The sequence below is a fragment of the Ruegeria sp. O5 genome, assembly GCF_056535105.1.
In genome coordinates, this window is the sequence record NZ_JBQERN010000001.1 from 346,187 (window position 1) to 361,636 (window position 15,450).

Annotated in this window: 15 protein-coding genes and 1 tRNA gene; 2 read left to right on the forward strand and 14 right to left on the reverse strand. The window is 55.7% G+C overall.

All coding sequences use genetic code 11. The features are described from left to right. Positions 1 to 13 precede the first annotated feature (13 nt). The gene (locus ACR0M3_RS01740; protein WP_480909435.1) at positions 14 to 1,561 is read right to left on the reverse strand and encodes a helicase HerA-like domain-containing protein; all 1,548 of its coding nucleotides are present in this window, start codon (positions 1,559 to 1,561) and stop codon (positions 14 to 16) included. A gap of 432 nt (positions 1,562 to 1,993) precedes the next feature. Between ACR0M3_RS01740 and ACR0M3_RS01745 the strand changes: the two genes are divergently transcribed. Further along, positions 1,994 to 2,572, forward strand: a complete 579-nt coding sequence (locus tag ACR0M3_RS01745; RefSeq protein WP_480480900.1) for an invasion associated locus B family protein — start codon at positions 1,994 to 1,996, stop codon at positions 2,570 to 2,572. Between the two features lie 48 nt (positions 2,573 to 2,620). On the opposite strand, the gene ACR0M3_RS01750 is transcribed toward ACR0M3_RS01745, so the two are convergent. From ACR0M3_RS01750 to ACR0M3_RS01765, 4 genes are read right to left on the reverse strand one after another with little or no spacing between them, the layout of a single operon-like run. Beyond that, positions 2,621 to 3,829: a beta-ketoacyl-[acyl-carrier-protein] synthase family protein gene (locus tag ACR0M3_RS01750; protein WP_267366704.1), complete on the reverse strand. Its 1,209-nt coding sequence runs from the start codon at positions 3,827 to 3,829 to the stop codon at positions 2,621 to 2,623. 9 nt (positions 3,830 to 3,838) lie between these two features. After that, positions 3,839 to 4,096, reverse strand: coding sequence for an acyl carrier protein (locus ACR0M3_RS01755; RefSeq protein ID WP_171723262.1), 258 nt, complete (start codon positions 4,094 to 4,096; stop codon positions 3,839 to 3,841). A 32-nt stretch (positions 4,097 to 4,128) separates the two neighbouring features. Next, entirely contained in the window at positions 4,129 to 5,220 is a 1,092-nt protein-coding gene (locus ACR0M3_RS01760) for a UDP-3-O-(3-hydroxymyristoyl)glucosamine N-acyltransferase (protein WP_480485621.1), read from the reverse strand. A 34-nt stretch (positions 5,221 to 5,254) separates the two neighbouring features. Continuing rightward, positions 5,255 to 6,862, reverse strand: a complete 1,608-nt coding sequence (locus ACR0M3_RS01765) for a L,D-transpeptidase family protein (protein ID WP_480909438.1) — start codon at positions 6,860 to 6,862, stop codon at positions 5,255 to 5,257. A 353-nt stretch (positions 6,863 to 7,215) separates the two neighbouring features. On the opposite strand from ACR0M3_RS01765, the gene mepK reads away from it, so the two are divergent. Continuing rightward, a complete protein-coding gene (gene mepK, locus ACR0M3_RS01770; RefSeq protein WP_209503903.1) occupies positions 7,216 to 7,785 on the forward strand; it encodes a peptidoglycan L,D-endopeptidase MepK in 570 nt (189 codons plus the stop codon). A gap of 276 nt (positions 7,786 to 8,061) precedes the next feature. On the opposite strand, the gene ACR0M3_RS01775 is transcribed toward mepK, so the two are convergent. The 9 genes from ACR0M3_RS01775 to ACR0M3_RS01815 all read right to left on the reverse strand — a co-directional run bounded on the left by ACR0M3_RS01775 (position 8,062) and on the right by ACR0M3_RS01815 (position 15,403). Beyond that, positions 8,062 to 8,138: transfer RNA gene (locus ACR0M3_RS01775), tRNA-Arg, on the reverse strand. Between the two features lie 77 nt (positions 8,139 to 8,215). After that, on the reverse strand, positions 8,216 to 9,436 hold the full coding sequence (locus ACR0M3_RS01780; RefSeq protein ID WP_480909440.1) for a cysteine desulfurase: 1,221 nt from the start codon (positions 9,434 to 9,436) through the stop codon (positions 8,216 to 8,218). A 13-nt stretch (positions 9,437 to 9,449) separates the two neighbouring features. Continuing rightward, positions 9,450 to 10,016, reverse strand: coding sequence for a YIP1 family protein (locus ACR0M3_RS01785; protein ID WP_480909443.1), 567 nt, complete (start codon positions 10,014 to 10,016; stop codon positions 9,450 to 9,452). Then, positions 10,013 to 10,498 carry a YIP1 family protein gene (locus ACR0M3_RS01790; RefSeq protein ID WP_267365776.1) on the reverse strand — a complete coding sequence of 162 codons (486 nt, stop codon included), beginning with the start codon at positions 10,496 to 10,498 and terminating at the stop codon, positions 10,013 to 10,015. Before ACR0M3_RS01790 ends, ACR0M3_RS01785 begins: the two co-directional genes overlap by 4 nt. Continuing rightward, entirely contained in the window at positions 10,498 to 11,778 is a 1,281-nt protein-coding gene (gene sufD / locus ACR0M3_RS01795) for a Fe-S cluster assembly protein SufD (RefSeq protein WP_480909446.1), read from the reverse strand. Before sufD ends, ACR0M3_RS01790 begins: the two co-directional genes overlap by 1 nt. Next, a complete protein-coding gene (sufC, locus tag ACR0M3_RS01800; protein WP_480909447.1) occupies positions 11,778 to 12,533 on the reverse strand; it encodes a Fe-S cluster assembly ATPase SufC in 756 nt (251 codons plus the stop codon). The genes sufD and sufC overlap by 1 nt, the downstream gene beginning before the upstream one ends. A 48-nt stretch (positions 12,534 to 12,581) precedes the next feature. Beyond that, positions 12,582 to 12,785: a hypothetical protein gene (locus ACR0M3_RS01805; protein WP_267365771.1), complete on the reverse strand. Its 204-nt coding sequence runs from the start codon at positions 12,783 to 12,785 to the stop codon at positions 12,582 to 12,584. After that, complete coding sequence (sufB, locus tag ACR0M3_RS01810) at positions 12,785 to 14,305, reverse strand: Fe-S cluster assembly protein SufB (protein WP_480909450.1); 1,521 nt, start codon at positions 14,303 to 14,305, stop codon at positions 12,785 to 12,787. Before sufB ends, ACR0M3_RS01805 begins: the two co-directional genes overlap by 1 nt. An 18-nt stretch (positions 14,306 to 14,323) precedes the next feature. After that, positions 14,324 to 15,403 (reverse strand): cysteine desulfurase family protein, encoded by a 1,080-nt coding sequence (locus ACR0M3_RS01815; protein WP_480480881.1) that lies wholly within the window; start codon positions 15,401 to 15,403, stop codon positions 14,324 to 14,326. Between the last annotated feature and the right edge of the window lie 47 nt (positions 15,404 to 15,450).

The following is a 15,450-nucleotide window of genomic DNA, read 5'->3' on the forward strand; positions in this document are numbered from 1 at the left end:
GGCGCTGCGTTACTTACCTGTTGCGAAACAAACCGCCAAGGATACCGCGCACAATCCGGCGCCCGGTTGTACCTTTAAGCTCTTTGATCACCGCTTCGGTCATTGCCGTGGCGAAGGTGTCCTGCTTGCGCTCAACCCGGGATGAGGACCGACCGACCCGGCTGCCGGAGTATCTGCGGGCGGAAGAGTATTCGCGTTCGATCGGCGATTGCGCTTCAAGAACTTCGTCGGATTCCGCCCGTTCCGCTGCACTGGCCGCAGCTTGGGCTCGCGCCTGAAGAATCTCGAAGGCAGATTTTCGATCTACGCTCTTATCGTATTTCCCTGCCATCGCCGAGGCGGCAAGGATATCCCGGCGTTCGGCATCTGAAATTGGCCCCAGCTGAGATCCCGGTGGACGAATAAGCGTACGCTCGACCACGCCCGGAACGCCTTTCTTTTGCAGCATTGAGGTGACAGCTTCGCCAACGCCGACTTCGCGAATTGCCGTTTCCGTGTCGAAAGTCGGGTTTTCGCGATAGGTTTCAGCGGCCAGCCGCAGGTTCTTTCGGTCCCGCGCCGTGAATGCCCTTAATGCGTGCTGAATACGGTTGCCCAGCTGTCCAAGAATATCTTCCGGGATATCGGCGGGGCTCTGAGTAATGAAGTATACACCCACACCCTTTGAACGGATCAGGCGGGCGACCTGTTCGACCTTGTCCACCAGAACCTTTGGCGCATCGTCGAACAACAGATGGGCTTCGTCAAAAAAGAACACCAGCTTTGGTTTTTCGGGGTCTCCGACCTCTGGCAGCTCTTCGAACAGTTCACTCAACAGCCACAACAGGAACGTTGCATATAGCCGTGGGGCTGCCATCAGCTGGTCTGATGCCAGAATGTTCACTATTCCGTGCCCGTTTTCGTCAGTTCGCATCAGATCGGCCAAATCCAGCGCCGGTTCGCCAAACAGTTTTGTTCCGCCCTGATTCTCGAGAACCAGCAGACGTCGCTGAATCGCCCCGATTGATGACGTGGATACATTGCCGTATCGCAATGACAGTTGCGCCCGATTCTCTCCGATCCAGACCAGCAGCGCCTGTAGGTCCTTAAGGTCCAGCAACGGCATCCCTTCTTCGTCGGCCACGCGGAATGCGATATTCAGGATACCTTCCTGCGCCTCGCTCAACTCCAGTAACCGCGACAGCAACAGCGGACCCATTTCCGTCACCGTCGTGCGCACTGGATGGCCCTGTTCACCGAACAGATCCCAGAATGTCACCGGGCAGGCAGAATAGGCAAATTCCTCGAACCCGATCCGACTGGCCCGGTCCTGAAAGGCCTGATGCAGTTTGTGGGCCTCGCTTCCGGGAAGGGCCAGACCAGACAGATCCCCTTTTACATCCGAGAGGAATACCGGGACACCCGCCTGAGAAAAACCTTCTGCAAGAATCTGCAATGTCACGGTTTTGCCGGTACCGGTTGCCCCGGCAATCAACCCGTGGCGGTTGGCATATTTCAACGCCAGTTCCTGCGGCTGGCCATAGTTTTCACCGCCACCGCCCAAAAAGATATTCGTGCCCATTAACATTGCCTTATTGTTCACCGATCTGCCGCCAGCATACAAAGTTAACCTTTGACTGCGATAGTCTATTTGCCTTGCAGTGCGGGGCAGACTTCCTCCCTGTCGACTGGCCGTGCCTGCTGGCACGGCCTTTTTGGTTTGGCCATCGGATTATTATTCTGGCGCATAGATTAAAAAATGAGGATAGCTGTTGACCCGTGTGCGCCCCTTCCGTAGGGTTTGCGCATAAATAAGTCGGCCAGTCCGACGGGGAGAAACTTATGGGGAAGGGAGCTGGTCGAACAGCTCCCTTTTTCTAATCTCCGAAGGTGCGGTTCCAGGCCTCAGGCAAGAATCCGTTCACGTTCGCAAAGGCTGTTCTGTTAGTGCCTGACACTGGTTCAGAAGAGTGTTAAACGAAGCAAAAAGATCAATCATCAACCCGAGGCATTCATGTTCAAGAAAATCCTCTCGTTCAACACGGTCGCCGCTGTTCTGCTATCCGGCGCAGCGTATGCACAAGACACAACCACAACCGCGCCAGACGCCGGTCTGGACCTTGGTCAGGAAGGCCCCCGGGTCGGAGAACAGTTCGTAAAGGAAGAATTCGGCGATTGGGACGTATCCTGTATCAAGGCACAGGAAGGCGAGGATCCTTGCGCCATCGTTCAGGTTCTGGAGGGTAAAAATGGTGATCCGATCGCAGAAGTATCCATCGGGAAACTGCCAGAAGGTGGTGCCGCCGTTGCTTGGGCAAATGTGATCGTACCCCTCGAAACTCTGCTGCAAGCGCAACTGGCCCTGTCAATCGATGGCGCGCCGCGTAAATTGTACAACTACCACCAATGCGTTCCCGTGGGCTGCATCGCGCAACTAGGTCTTAGCCAAGGGGATATCGACGCGATGAAAGCTGGTACCAAAGCGACGTTTTCACTGGTTCCCGCCCGTTTCCCGGATCAGGTTCTTGAAATGGACATGTCGCTCTCCGGCTTCACATCGGGCTTTGACGCTCTGAACGTCAACACAAACTAAGAAAAAACATCCGTGGAAGCCGCCGTTTTATTAACGGCGGCTTTTTCACTAAACCCGCTTCAGGGCCAGTACGGCATTCAACCCACCAAAGGCGAATGCGTTGCTAAGCGCGACGTCGACCTTTGCTTCGCGTGCTTCGTTCGGTACCACGTCCAACGCGCATTCCGGGTCCGGTTCCTCATATCCAATCGTCGGTGCAATGACACCGTCCCGCAGTGCCATGATGCAGGCCAGCAGCTCAACAGCTCCGGTCCCGCCTATCAGGTGGCCGTGCATGGACTTCGTGGACGATATCATCAGATCGTCTGCGTGCGGCCCAAACACGTCGGCCACGGCTGCGCATTCGGTCTTGTCATTTGCAGCTGTTCCGGTGCCATGCGCGTTGATATAACCCACATCTTTTGCGTTCAACTTCGCATCGGCCAAGGCACCGGCCATGGCACGCGCGGCCCCTTGTTTGCTGGGCATCACAATGTCCGAGGCATCCGATGACATGGCAAAGCCGACAACTTCGCACAGTATTTCGGCCCCTCGGGCGCGGGCGTGTTCGTATTCCTCAAAGACAAAGACGCCAGCCCCTTCGCCCTGCACCATTCCGTTGCGGTTGGCACTGAACGGGCGGCACGCGTCTTTCGACATCACGCGCAGACCTTCCCAGGCTTTTACACCGCCGAAACACAACATCGATTCGGACCCGCCCGTAACCATGACCGGAGCCGCGCCGCTGCGCACCATCTGAAAGGCCTGAGCCATCGCATGGTTTGATGACGCACATGCTGTCGACACGGTGAAACTGGGGCCCTTCAGGTTATGTTCCATTGAAACATGACTGGCGGCTGCATTGTTCATGAGCTTTGGAACGACAAAGGGGTGTACCCTGTTCTTCCCATCCTCATAAACAGAACGGTAATTGTCATCCCAAGTCGAAACACCACCACCCGCGGTTCCCAGAACAACACCTGATCTTGCTGCCAACTCGCCGTGAAACTCGATGCCCGACTGCTCAATCGCCTCTTTGGCTGCCGTCAGGGTGAATTGCGTGAAGCGGTCGTACAGCGACATCTGCTGTCGGTTGAACCGCCCTTCCGCCTCGAAACCCCGGACCTGTCCGCCGATCTTGATGGCCAACCGATCAACATCCCGGAATTCAAGTTCCGAAATACCACAACGACCTTCGCGCATTGCTTCCAGCGTGTCAGGGACCGAATGGCCCAGCGAATTGATCGTACCTGCTCCGGTAATGACAACGCGTTTCATGAGCGTGTGTCAGACCTTTTCCGACACAAGCTTTTCGATCCCAGAGATGATCGCGGCCACATTGGAGATATCGAAGTCATTGGCCTCGGGCTCGTTGGCATTGAAAGGAATCGAAATGTCGAACTCTTCCTCGATGGCAAATATGCTTTCGACCAGCCCGAGGCTGTCGATACCCAGATCTTCCAGCGTGCTTTCGGGCGTTACATCCGATGGCTCCAGAACGGCCTGCTCTGCAATGATCGCGATGACGCGGTCGCTGATGCTCATGTCGATCCCCTGATTATCAGTTTGAGGTTGATTTAATCGCTCGGGGTCTGTTTGAAAACAGCCTTTTTCAATGCCTCGACGTCGCGTGCCATACGGGGCAAACGCCGTTGTGCCTTGTAGATGTCCGTATGCGTTTCCATTTTGACTCCGGGATACCCCATGATCACGCGACCAGCGGGTACGTTGGACAGTATCTTAGTGCCGCCACCGGCAATAACCCCATCCCCGATGAAAATGTTGTCGACAACGCCGGTCTGACCGCCCAGAACCACGTTGTTTCCGATCTCAACCGAACCCGACACACCAGTCTGACCGCACAACAGGCAGTCCTGACCGACTCGGGTGTTGTGCCCGACATGGACCAGGTTATCCAACTTGGAACCGTGGCCAATATACGTATTTCGGATCGTGCCATTGTCGATTGTGCAATTCGCGCCAATTTCGACATCGTCACCGATTTCCACAGCACCCAGCGAGTGAATGCGCAGCCAGCTCTGAGCTTTGGCCTCACCCTGATCGCCCATTGTCTTGCGTACATTTTCGACGCCCGAGACTTCGGGGGTAACAAAACTGAACCCGTCCCCTCCGATCCGGGCACCGGGTTGCGCAATAAAACGATCTCCGATCTGCGCCCGTGCGCCAATGCTGACCATTTCGCGCAACACTGCCTGGTCGCCCAATATGGCGTCCATTCCCACGGTGCAATGTGCCCCTATGACAGAGCCTGCGCCGATCCGGGCGCGCGCTCCTACAACAACCAACGGTCCAATCGCCACGTCAGAACTGATTTCAGCTGTTGGATCGATCACGGCCGAGGGGTGAATCCCCGGCTCAACTCCTTGCCCACGGTCCAGCATGGAAGTGATGCCAGCCATCGCCATACGGGGACGTTTTACAAAAATCGCCGCACGCAATCCCATCGCCTGCCAGTCGGCGCCCTCCCAAAGGACGGCCGCACGAGCGGCTCCGTTGGTAAGCGCCTCGGCGTACTTCGGAGACATAGCCATCGCCAGATCTGTCGGGCCTGCATCGCCCGGTTCGGCGGCGCGCACAATCGTCAGGCCGCCATCGCCCTGACATTCGGCACCCAGAGACTCGGCAATCTGTTGTACGGTAAACTGCATGGCGGGCTTCCTTTTGGCAGGATTTGCCCTGTGCTTACCCCTGAACGTCCGGCAGGGCCACCCCTGCCTTTTGTAGGGCATCCCAAATCTTGCCGTCCCGCCCATAGACATCGCGACGATACTGCACTTCGCCTTTGGGCCCGATATAGGCCGTGCGGTAAATCAGATGCACCGGAACTTTCTGTTCCAAATTAACTTTGGTCTCTTTTCCGGTGTTCAGAACGCGATGGAAGAATGCCTTTGGATCTTCCTCTTGTTTGGCCAGCAGGGCGTATGCAAATTCAAAGGGCTGGGCCAAGCGGATACACCCATGTGAAAAGGCCCGAACTTCGCGCGAGAACAGGTTTTTCTGTGGAGTATCATGCAGATAGATGTTGTGCTTATTGGGGAACATGAACTTCACCAGACCCAGCGCATTGCTTTGGCTGGGCGGTTGACGCATTGCGAAGGGAAAATTGCTGGTCGTGAACTGGGTAAAGTCCACCGCACCCCGATCGACCTGCCTGCCGCTTCTGTCAGTTATCAGAATATGGCCCACGGAATTCGGGTTTGATTGCAGTTTCGGAAGGTATTCCTTGGTCACGATCGAGCGGGGAACATGCCAGCTTGGGTTGATCACCATATGCTCCATCTCATCCGAAAATTCCGGACTTCTTCGATCATGCACATTTTTACCGATGACTGCGCGGGTTTCAAAAGTGACTTGCCCTTCGTCCACGATCTTGGCCGTGAAGTCGGCTTGGTTCACAAGGATATGACGCGTGCCGCGTTCCCGAGGCAGCCAGCGTTCGCGTTCCAACGCAACGTAAACGGCTTTCAACCGGTCTGTGGCTGGACGGTTAATTTCAGCAATCGTCCCCTTGCCCGCCACACCATCGGTTTCAAGCCCATGCGCGGATTGAAAGGCACGAACGCCTTCAAGCAACGCGCTGTCGAAAGACGGGCTGGCGGACGGTTTCATGTAACCCATCACCACCAGACGGTCGCGCAGCTTGACAACATTCGGTCCCGTGTCGCCGTATTCCAGTTTGCTTTCGGGAACTGTTGGCCCCCATCCCCCTTGAAATACCAGCTTTTCCAAGGACAACTTCTGCTTCATCAATGCGCGGTATTGATGTGATTGCGGCGCCAAGACAGTAAAGTAGGCCGCGCCCAGAGTGCTTATTCCCTGCAAATGCTCAACAGTGCTGCGTCGTTCTACGGACCGAACCAGCCCATCATCCACACTGCCGGGCCGGATTGCGCCCGCATAAAGCGCGTCGGCATATTCGACAAAGATACGGCTAAGTTCTGCTTCAACCGCACCGAGATCGCGCACCGAACGGGCCTTTTCCATCTTCTCCATCACGGCGGCAACAGTCGGCTCGGCCTGTGGAAGGCCGTGCAGATGCGCATTCGTAAGCGCATTTATCAGCGCCGCCCGGCGTAGAGTGTGTTCAGGCGTATCGCCGACCCAAAGCGGTGAGAACCCGTTTGCCCGGTAGAACTCAACCAGTTGCGGTGCCTGAAGAGTATGTTCAGCGATGGCCATCTGAAACGCAGTTCCTGGCGCTGCTTCGGACGTCGTATTGGCGACAGACGCGGTGGCCACGAAACACGCGGCAAACAGGATACTGGTACTGGTTCGGAGAACAGAAAACATAGGATAGCCTTGGAATTCAATAGTTTGAACTGGTGATTTATACGTCGAATAACTATGCAGTCTTGCCAGAACGCTTGTCCACTCACGATATCCTTACCAAATCGCATCTTCGTCGGCCTGATGCGCGTTTGCATCGGCTGCGCGGCCTAAAGCCCACAACTGCGAAATATTTGTAATGCTCTGTGACAAATGCGCAAAAAACTGCCGAAAATTCCCCCTTGAAAAGGTGAAAATGAAACACTTCTTGGCCCTTGATTCCGATTGTGCCATAAATTCCGCATCTGGGATGGGAATAATTAAGACAGTGCACGTAACATCGTGTGCAGGCAGGAACAGTACGGGACGAAACCAAAATGACAGAGAGCAGTTCCTCGGGCTTGACCCGACGTGCCCTATTGGGTGCGTTTGCAGCAACGGCAATCGCAGCAGCACCCACCTACTCCAACGCAGCGGGCTTTTTACGCGGTGGCGGTGACATCCGTCGCATCCGTATGTATTCCGGTCGCACAGGCGAACGGTTGGATATGATTTATTGGGTCGATGGTAAGTATATCAAGGACGCTGTCAAAGAAGTGAACAACTTCATGCGTGATTGGCGCACAGATCAGGTAAAATCAATCGATTTACGCACTATTGATATCATGGCGGCATCACACAGCCTGCTGGACGTCAACGAACCCTATATGCTGTTGTCTGGCTACCGCTCTCCTCAGACCAATGCAATGCTCCGCTCCCGGTCCCGCCGTGTGGCGCGCAATTCGCTTCACATGGAAGGGCAAGCAGCTGATTTGCGCCTTGCCTCCCGCTCGGTTTCGCAGATGGCCAAGGCGGCGATGTCGTGTCGTGCAGGCGGTGTTGGTCAGTATTATGGATCGAACTTCGTACACATGGATTGCGGCGTAGTTCGCACCTGGCGCGGGTAACACCTGGACGCTCCTCCCGGTTTGTTCAGAACTTTAGCTGACTGTTTATTCCGGTCGGTTTTATAGTTTTCGTGGCGATTGGCGGCAGAGCCGCCAAGTCTGCTAATTTGAATTTCTCGGTACCTGGCAGGGTATCCCTCTCTCAAGCACTACAACTCGGCTATGGTTATTAGCTTGCGGGCCGTTGTGATGACTGCACGATCAACGCGCAAAGCGAGCTAATTCACAAGCCTACAGTTCTGGGCTCCCGACTTCGATCCAATTTTGAATATTGGGTGGCGCACCTGAGAGGATTCGAACCTCTGGCCTCTGCCTTCGGAGGGCAGCGCTCTATCCAGCTGAGCTACAGGTGCCTTGGCCGTTAGCTAACCTTGTTCCAATCCGGGTGCAACTGCAAATCGCGATTGCCGCACCCCAATCAAGACCAAAATCAGGCAAACAGATCATGCGCCAATTCAAGCGCTTCGATCAGCGTGTCAACTTCATCGGTAGTGTTATAGAGACCAAAGCTGGCGCGGCACGTTGCCGTCACCCCCAGGTGGTCCATCAGTGGCCCGGCACAGTGGTGACCGGCACGAACCGCAACACCCTTCTTGTCGAGAATGGTTGAGACGTCGTGTGCATGGCCAGCACCGTCCAGCGTAAAGCTGAAAATCGCGGCCTTGTCCGGGCGAGTGCCCTGAACCTGCAACCAGTTCAGCCCTGTCAGACGTTGCATCGCGTAATCGCGCAAGCTGGATTCATGGGCAGCGATGTTTTCCATCCCCAAGTCCATCATATACTCCAGCGCTACGCCAAGACCGATGGTCTGAACGATCCCCGGCGTGCCGGCCTCGAACTTCATAGGCGGGTCATTATAGATGACTTGATCCTTACTGACCTCTTTGATCATGTCGCCGCCACCGATAAAGGGGCGCATTTCGGCCATGCGGTCGGATTTGATGAAAATCGCACCCGACCCTGACGGACCATAAAGCTTGTGGCCAGTGATCGCGTAGAAATCGCACCCGATCTCTTCGACATTTACCGGCATGTGAACGGCACCCTGACTGCCATCAACCAGAACCGGGACGCCCTTGGCGTGGGCACCGTCAGTTATGGCTTTCACATCCACGACCGTACCCAGCACGTTCGAGCAGTGTGTCACAGCAACCAGCTTGGTTTTCGGCCCGATTGCATCGATTACCGCCTGAGGGTCAAGCCCGCCCTCTGCGTCGACATCGACCCATTTCAGCACGATGCCCTGTCGTTCGCGTAGGAAATGCCAGGGTACGATGTTTGCATGGTGCTCCATCACACTCAGAACGATCTCATCCCCTGCTTCAAGTCGCGGCATAGCCCAGCCATAGGCGATCAGGTTGATCCCTTCGGTGGTACCAGAGTTCAGGACGATCTCATTCTCGTTCGATGCCCCCAGAAACCGCGCGATCGTGCCACGAACGGCCTCGTATTTCTCTGTCGCAAGATTAGACAGAAAATGCAGGCCACGATGGACATTCGAATACTCCTCGGCATAGGCCCGCGTCACCGCGTCAATGACCACCTGAGGTTTCTGAGCCGAAGCACCATTGTCGAGATACGTCAAAGGCTTGCCATTCACCTGACGCGACAGGATCGGAAAGTCAGAGCGGATTTTCTGCACATCATACATAAGAGTGGTATTCCTAGACGGGCCCGGTTGGGCTTAGAAACAGAACAAAAGGGATGGCGACAAGGGCTGACAACACAATTACCGCAAAGGATTTCCAGAGCGACCCGAGCTGATGCGCTTCGTTCAGAAAATGAAGCGTGACGTAAAGGCTCAGGATTGCTGTCGCCAACAATGTCATCATCATCAGGAACGGTAGGGTCAGGCTCAAGATCAGCGTCACGACCAAGGCGGCTATTTGCAGGAATTGCAGCCAGATCGTCAGAACCATCAGATCATCGAACCTCGCCAGACCTCCAAGCATTCGCCCGACCAGCAGGAACGCGACAATGCTCAGCATCATGGCCCCGGCCGAGCGCACCAAAACCATGGGAATGCTTTCGAGCGCAGGAGAGGGTTGACCCGCCGCCATTGTTATCGACAGATCATTTCCCAATTGGACAACGCAGTTCAAAACGACCGCCAGCGCAAATGCCAACCAAAGCACTTCTCGCCCCAGCTTGAGCGCCATCAGTTGACGCGCCGCTTCGGCCGGGTTCTTGATCGTCAAGACCGCCAGATTTCCCAGAAAACTCGAATTCATGCGACGGACCTTTGCACTTGTCTGAGACCGGATACCCAGAACCAGACAAAAACAGCAACCCAGGCGAGACCTACAAACGTCAAGGTAGGCCCTGGCCCGATGAATCCGGCGACAAGGCCGTTCAGCAGAACCAGCGGCGCAGAGGACAACAGCGCCCAAAACAGTGCCAGGCGCGCACCATAAGCGCTTCCCTGCCCGCCAAACAGGCGTGCCGCCCAATGAGATACCAGTGCCAGCGTGTAAAAAACCAAGGGCAGAATGAACACTGATCCAAGCAGAGCACCACCCAATAGCATATTCAGCTCAACGCCTTCCAGATGCGCTTTACGGGCAAGGCCAGGCATCTGGGCGATGAATGCCACCACACAAAACGCCATGACAAAGATCAGCGCCCGGTCTTCTCGTTGACCCATATCCAGAAGCCTGCGCACCACGCGCCCCGGCCCCCGGTACGTTGCCAGGATATCCGACGACAGGGCCATCAGCTTCGGCGCGCCAGCCACCCTTCCAGACGGCTTACGATTTCATCTGCCAAAGCACTGTCTTCGATTTCGTCCACCGCTTCGGCCAGGAACGCCAGCGTCAACATGTTGGTCGCGTCCTTGACCGGAACACCCCGTGACCGAAGATAGAACAGCGCTGTTTCGTCAATCGCCCCCGAGGTTGAGCCGTGGGAACACGCCACGTCATCGGCGTAGATCTCTAGCTCCGGTTTGGCGAGGAACTGACTGTCATCATCCAAAAGCAGCGATTGGCTGATTTGGTAGCCATCAGTTTTCTGAGCCCCTTCCTTTACAAGGATCTTGCCCTGAAACACTCCGGTCGCACCGTTGCGCAGCACTTTCTTAAAGACCTGACGGCTTTCACAATTTACCGCGTCATGGGTGATGAACACCGTGTCATCATGGTGGAAATCACCATCCCCAACACAGGCCCCGGCCACATGCGCCACAGCATTGTCGCCGGTCAGTTCAACAACCTGTTCGTTACGGGTCAGCACCCCATTCGCCGTCAAGGTGAAGGACTTGTAGACCGATTCTGCCCCCAAACGCGTGAACATATGGGTCGCGGCGCGACGTTCATGGTCCCTGCCCTGCGCCCGCACATGATGCAGCGTCCCCTTGTCGGCAATTTCAATTTCCATGCATTTGTTGAAACGCGACGCTGCCGGGCCGGATTCAAGAATTGTCACCTCGGCCCCGCTTTCCACGCGAATAACGTGATGCAGGATCGCATCGGATGTCGGCGAGGCATGACGATAAATCAGGTTGATCGGTTTAGAGGGTTTGCCTGTAACGTGAATGGCAACTCCGTCCGACGCAAAGGCCGTGTTCAATGCAGCCAACGGACGTTGAACCGGGGACTGGCCACGCGCTTCCAGAACGCCATACAGGTCTTTTGCCCAATGAATGTCTTTGCAGCAGATGTCTTCAATCCGGTCGATCTTGACACCGTCCAGAGACAGATCATCGGATTCCTCGGCGCTGAACACCCCGTCGACAAATACTATTTTCAAACGGTCAAGTTCGTTGAAAAGTACCGGTTCATCATTGATAAACACCGCCGCAGGCAAAGCCTCGGCAGAAATCAGACTGTCGGGCTGGGTGTATTTCCAATACTCATCCCGGCGCCCCGGCAGCCCGGATTCCAGAACACGCGCCAGAGCGTCTTCGCGTGCACCGCGGGTGCAGCCCGCGTCAGGCATGGTCAGCACAGCCAGACGCGCCTCGGTTGCGGATTGTTTCGCTTGCGGCAAAGCCATCAGTTCACCTCGGCCAGAATGTCAGCATAACCGTTGTTTTCAACTTCAAGCGCCAGTTCAGGTCCGCCCGTCTTAACGATGCGACCATTGGCCATAATATGCACAACATCCGGTTTAATATGATCCAGCAGGCGCTGATAATGCGTGATCACCAGAAACCCACGGCCTTCGTCCCGCAGGGCATTCACGCCTTCGGCGACCAGCTTCATCGCATCCACATCAAGGCCCGAGTCGGTTTCGTCCATGATGCACATCTTCGGTTCAAGCATAGCCATCTGCAGGATTTCGTTACGCTTTTTCTCACCGCCCGAAAAACCAACATTGACCGGGCGCTTAAGCATATCCGCGTCGATCTTTAGCGTCTTGGCCTTGGCACGCACTTCTTTCAGGAAGTCTGCGGCAGACAGTTCCTCTTCTCCACGGGCCTTGCGCTGCGCGTTTACTGCGGTGCGCAGGAACGTCATGTTGCCAACTCCGGGGATTTCAACCGGGTATTGGAAGGCAAGGAAAACACCTGCTGCTGCGCGTTCCTCCGGTTCCATCTCCAGCAGGTCCTGACCGTCCAGAGTGGCCGAACCTTCGGTCACTTCGTACCCGTCGCGCCCCGACAAAACATAGCTGAGGGTCGATTTGCCCGACCCGTTCGGCCCCATGATCGCGTGTACCTTGCCAGCCTCGACCGTCAGGTCCACACCTTTGAGAATCTGTTTGTCTTCTTCTTCAAGCTGTACGTGCAGGTTTTTGATTTCCAGCATTTTTTGTCCTTTTGCGTATCGCAAGGGGCGCCGTGGCCCCGCATTGTTCTAGCCCAGTAATCTGCGGATCAGTCTGGCGAGGATCCAACCCAGGATTGCCCCGCCACCTACTGCCCAAACCGGGTTGATGAATTCCATGTAATGGGTGTTGACGTAGGCCACGCCAAGCAGACCGCCCAGAACCGGCAATGCGTACCCAAGCCAGGTCAGCACATCATCCTTACGGATGCGGGTTCCGGGTGACCGCGTCATTACCCAACCGAACCTTCAAGTGAGATGGCCACCAACTGCTGTGCTTCCATCGCAAACTCCATTGGAAGCGCCTGAAGCACATCTTTGCAGAACCCGTTGACCACCAGCGCTACGGCTTCTTCTTCGTCCATGCCGCGCTGACGGCAGTAGAACAGCTGATCGTCATCCACTTTTGACGTCGTCGCCTCGTGCTCAACGCGGCTCGAGTTGTTCTTGACCTCGATATAGGGAACCGTATGTGCGCCGCACTTGTCACCGATCAGCAGACTGTCACACTGCGTGTAGTTCCTGCTGTCCTTGGCTTTCGGGTGCATCGACACTAGCCCACGATAGGTGTTCTGGGCCTTACCCGCACTGATGCCCTTGGACACGATGCGCGACTTGGTGTTCTTGCCCAGATGTATCATCTTTGTGCCGGTATCAGCCTGCTGATAATTGTTGGCAATCGCGATCGAATAGAACTCACCCTGGCTTTCATTGCCGCGCAGGATGCAGGACGGGTATTTCCACGTCACGGCCGATCCGGTTTCCACCTGTGTCCACATCACCTTGGACCGGTCACCCCGGCAGTCGGCGCGTTTGGTCACGAAGTTATAGATACCGCCCTTGCCGTTTTCATCCCCCGGAAACCAGTTCTGAACGGTCGAGTATTTCACCTCGGCATCTTCTTCGACGATGATCTCGACCACAGCGGCATGCAGTTGTGCCGTGTCACGCTGGGGCGCAGTACAGCCTTCCAGATATGAGACGTACGAACCCTTGTCAGCTATGATCAGAGTGCGTTCGAACTGACCGGTATTTTCGGCGTTGATCCGGAAATAGGTGCTTAGTTCCATCGGGCAGCGAACCCCCGGCGGGATGTAGACGAACGAACCATCCGAGAATACGGCCGAGTTCAGTGTCGCATAGAAGTTGTCTGAAACCGGAACCACGGTTCCCAGGTACTTCTTGACCAATTCGGGATGCTCTTTGATCGCCTCAGAGATCGAGCAGAAGATCACGCCTGCCTTTTTCAGTTCGGCCTGAAAGGTGGTACCCACGGAAACCGAGTCAAACACTGCATCGACCGCTACCTTGCGGCCTTCGGCAGGTGCATCCTCAGCCCCTTCAACACCAGCCAGAATCATCTGTTCTTTCAGAGGGATACCAAGCTTCTCGTAAGTGGCGAGCAGCTTTGGATCAACCTCATCCAAAGATTTGGGTTTCTCTTCCATCGATTTGGGGCGGGCATAGTAATACTGGTTTTGAAAATCGATTGGCGGATAGTGAACCATCGCCCATTTGGGTTCTTCCATTTTGGTCCAACGCTCGAACGCGGCCAGACGCCATTCGGTCATCCACTCGGGCTCATCGTTTTTCCCCGAGATCAGACGGACGATATCCGGGTTCACGCCTTTGGGCGCGTATTCCATCTCGATATCGGTATCCCAGCCATATTTGTATGTGCCGACCTCGCGAACCGCGTCCACGGTTTCCTGATCGACACCTTCTTTTACCTGGGTCTGGTCCAAAGCGGCCATGACTTACCCTCCGTCAGATCACGCAGCCCGCGCGCGATGCTTTTTCTCTTTTTCAAGCCACGTTTCGGCGAAACGCAGCACATCTTCTTCAGTCGTCTCTGGCCCCAGCGATACGCGGATTGCGCATGACGCCACCGTCTCATCAAATCCCATTGCCGTCAGAACCCGACTGGTTTTGACCTTGCCGCTGGAACAGGCGGATCCCGCACTGATGGCAAAGCCAGACAAATCCATCTGCATCACCTGCGTTTCGCCTTTCCAGCCGGGCGTCGCGAAACAGAGGGTATTCGGGAGTCGCTCCTGATCTTTCCCGACAAAAATAGTAGATATTGCACCAGCCTCAAGGGCGTTTTCTAGAATATTTCTAAGTTCTCTGACTTTTTCCCATACTCCATCCGCCAGATCGCGCTGAGCAGCCTCGGCAGCCGCGCCAAATCCGGCAATGCCCACCACATTTTCAGTACCAGATCTTCGGCCCATTTCCTGTCCGCCACCGCTGGCCAAAGGTTCGATATCGATACCTTGCCGCAGGATCAAAGCGCCAACACCTTTTGGCCCGCCAATCTTATGCGCCGACAGGATCGCCATATCAGCGCCGCTCCAGGCGAAGGAAAATGGAATGCGTCCGACAACCTGCGTAATATCCAGCAACAGCCAGTCCGCGCGCCGCGCGCCATAGGGCCACTGGTTCTCAACTTTCTGTGGCGGCTGCGTGATGACTCCGGTTTCGGAGTTCGCAAGCCCCATCGCCAATATGTGCCCAGGGCCAAAGGGATGCTCGCTACAATGGGTCAGATCGAAATGCGACCACAGCGCATCGTGGGCAGTGCTGTCGACAAAGACGTCGCAGCCTTCGGGGCGATTTTGCAGAACCCGCGCCGCTTCAGTCGCGCCAGAGGTAAATATGACCTCTTGCGGACGGCAACCGACGGCCTCGGCGACCTGCGCCCGCGCGCGTTCGACCAGCGCTTTTGCGGCACGTCCTTCCGCATGAACAGATGACGGGTTCCCGACCACATCCATCGCCGCGATCATTGCCTCGCGCGCTTCGCGTCGCAGCGGCGTAGTCGCGTTATGATCCAGATAAACACGCTTCATGGATACATCTTTTCCTGCACAGAACTCATATGCATGTTCGACTTACC

Excerpts from the sequence above, each read along its gene's own strand:
- ACR0M3_RS01740 (WP_480909435.1), bottom strand. The coding sequence starts at position 1,561 with ATGGGCACGAATATCTTTTTGGGCGGTGGCGGTGAAAACTATGGCCAG.
- ACR0M3_RS01745 (WP_480480900.1), top strand. The coding sequence starts at position 1,994 with ATGTTCAAGAAAATCCTCTCGTTCAACACGGTCGCCGCTGTTCTGCTA.
- ACR0M3_RS01750 (WP_267366704.1), bottom strand. The coding sequence starts at position 3,829 with ATGAAACGCGTTGTCATTACCGGAGCAGGTACGATCAATTCGCTGGGC.
- ACR0M3_RS01755 (WP_171723262.1), bottom strand. The coding sequence starts at position 4,096 with ATGAGCATCAGCGACCGCGTCATCGCGATCATTGCAGAGCAGGCCGTT.
- ACR0M3_RS01760 (WP_480485621.1), bottom strand. The coding sequence starts at position 5,220 with ATGCAGTTTACCGTACAACAGATTGCCGAGTCTCTGGGTGCCGAATGT.
- ACR0M3_RS01765 (WP_480909438.1), bottom strand. The coding sequence starts at position 6,862 with ATGTTTTCTGTTCTCCGAACCAGTACCAGTATCCTGTTTGCCGCGTGT.
- mepK (WP_209503903.1), top strand. The coding sequence starts at position 7,216 with ATGACAGAGAGCAGTTCCTCGGGCTTGACCCGACGTGCCCTATTGGGT.
- ACR0M3_RS01780 (WP_480909440.1), bottom strand. The coding sequence starts at position 9,436 with ATGTATGATGTGCAGAAAATCCGCTCTGACTTTCCGATCCTGTCGCGT.
- ACR0M3_RS01785 (WP_480909443.1), bottom strand. The coding sequence starts at position 10,016 with ATGAATTCGAGTTTTCTGGGAAATCTGGCGGTCTTGACGATCAAGAAC.
- ACR0M3_RS01790 (WP_267365776.1), bottom strand. The coding sequence starts at position 10,498 with ATGGCCCTGTCGTCGGATATCCTGGCAACGTACCGGGGGCCGGGGCGC.
- sufD (WP_480909446.1), bottom strand. The coding sequence starts at position 11,778 with ATGGCTTTGCCGCAAGCGAAACAATCCGCAACCGAGGCGCGTCTGGCT.
- sufC (WP_480909447.1), bottom strand. The coding sequence starts at position 12,533 with ATGCTGGAAATCAAAAACCTGCACGTACAGCTTGAAGAAGAAGACAAA.
- ACR0M3_RS01805 (WP_267365771.1), bottom strand. The coding sequence starts at position 12,785 with ATGACGCGGTCACCCGGAACCCGCATCCGTAAGGATGATGTGCTGACC.
- sufB (WP_480909450.1), bottom strand. The coding sequence starts at position 14,305 with ATGGCCGCTTTGGACCAGACCCAGGTAAAAGAAGGTGTCGATCAGGAA.
- ACR0M3_RS01815 (WP_480480881.1), bottom strand. The coding sequence starts at position 15,403 with ATGAAGCGTGTTTATCTGGATCATAACGCGACTACGCCGCTGCGACGC.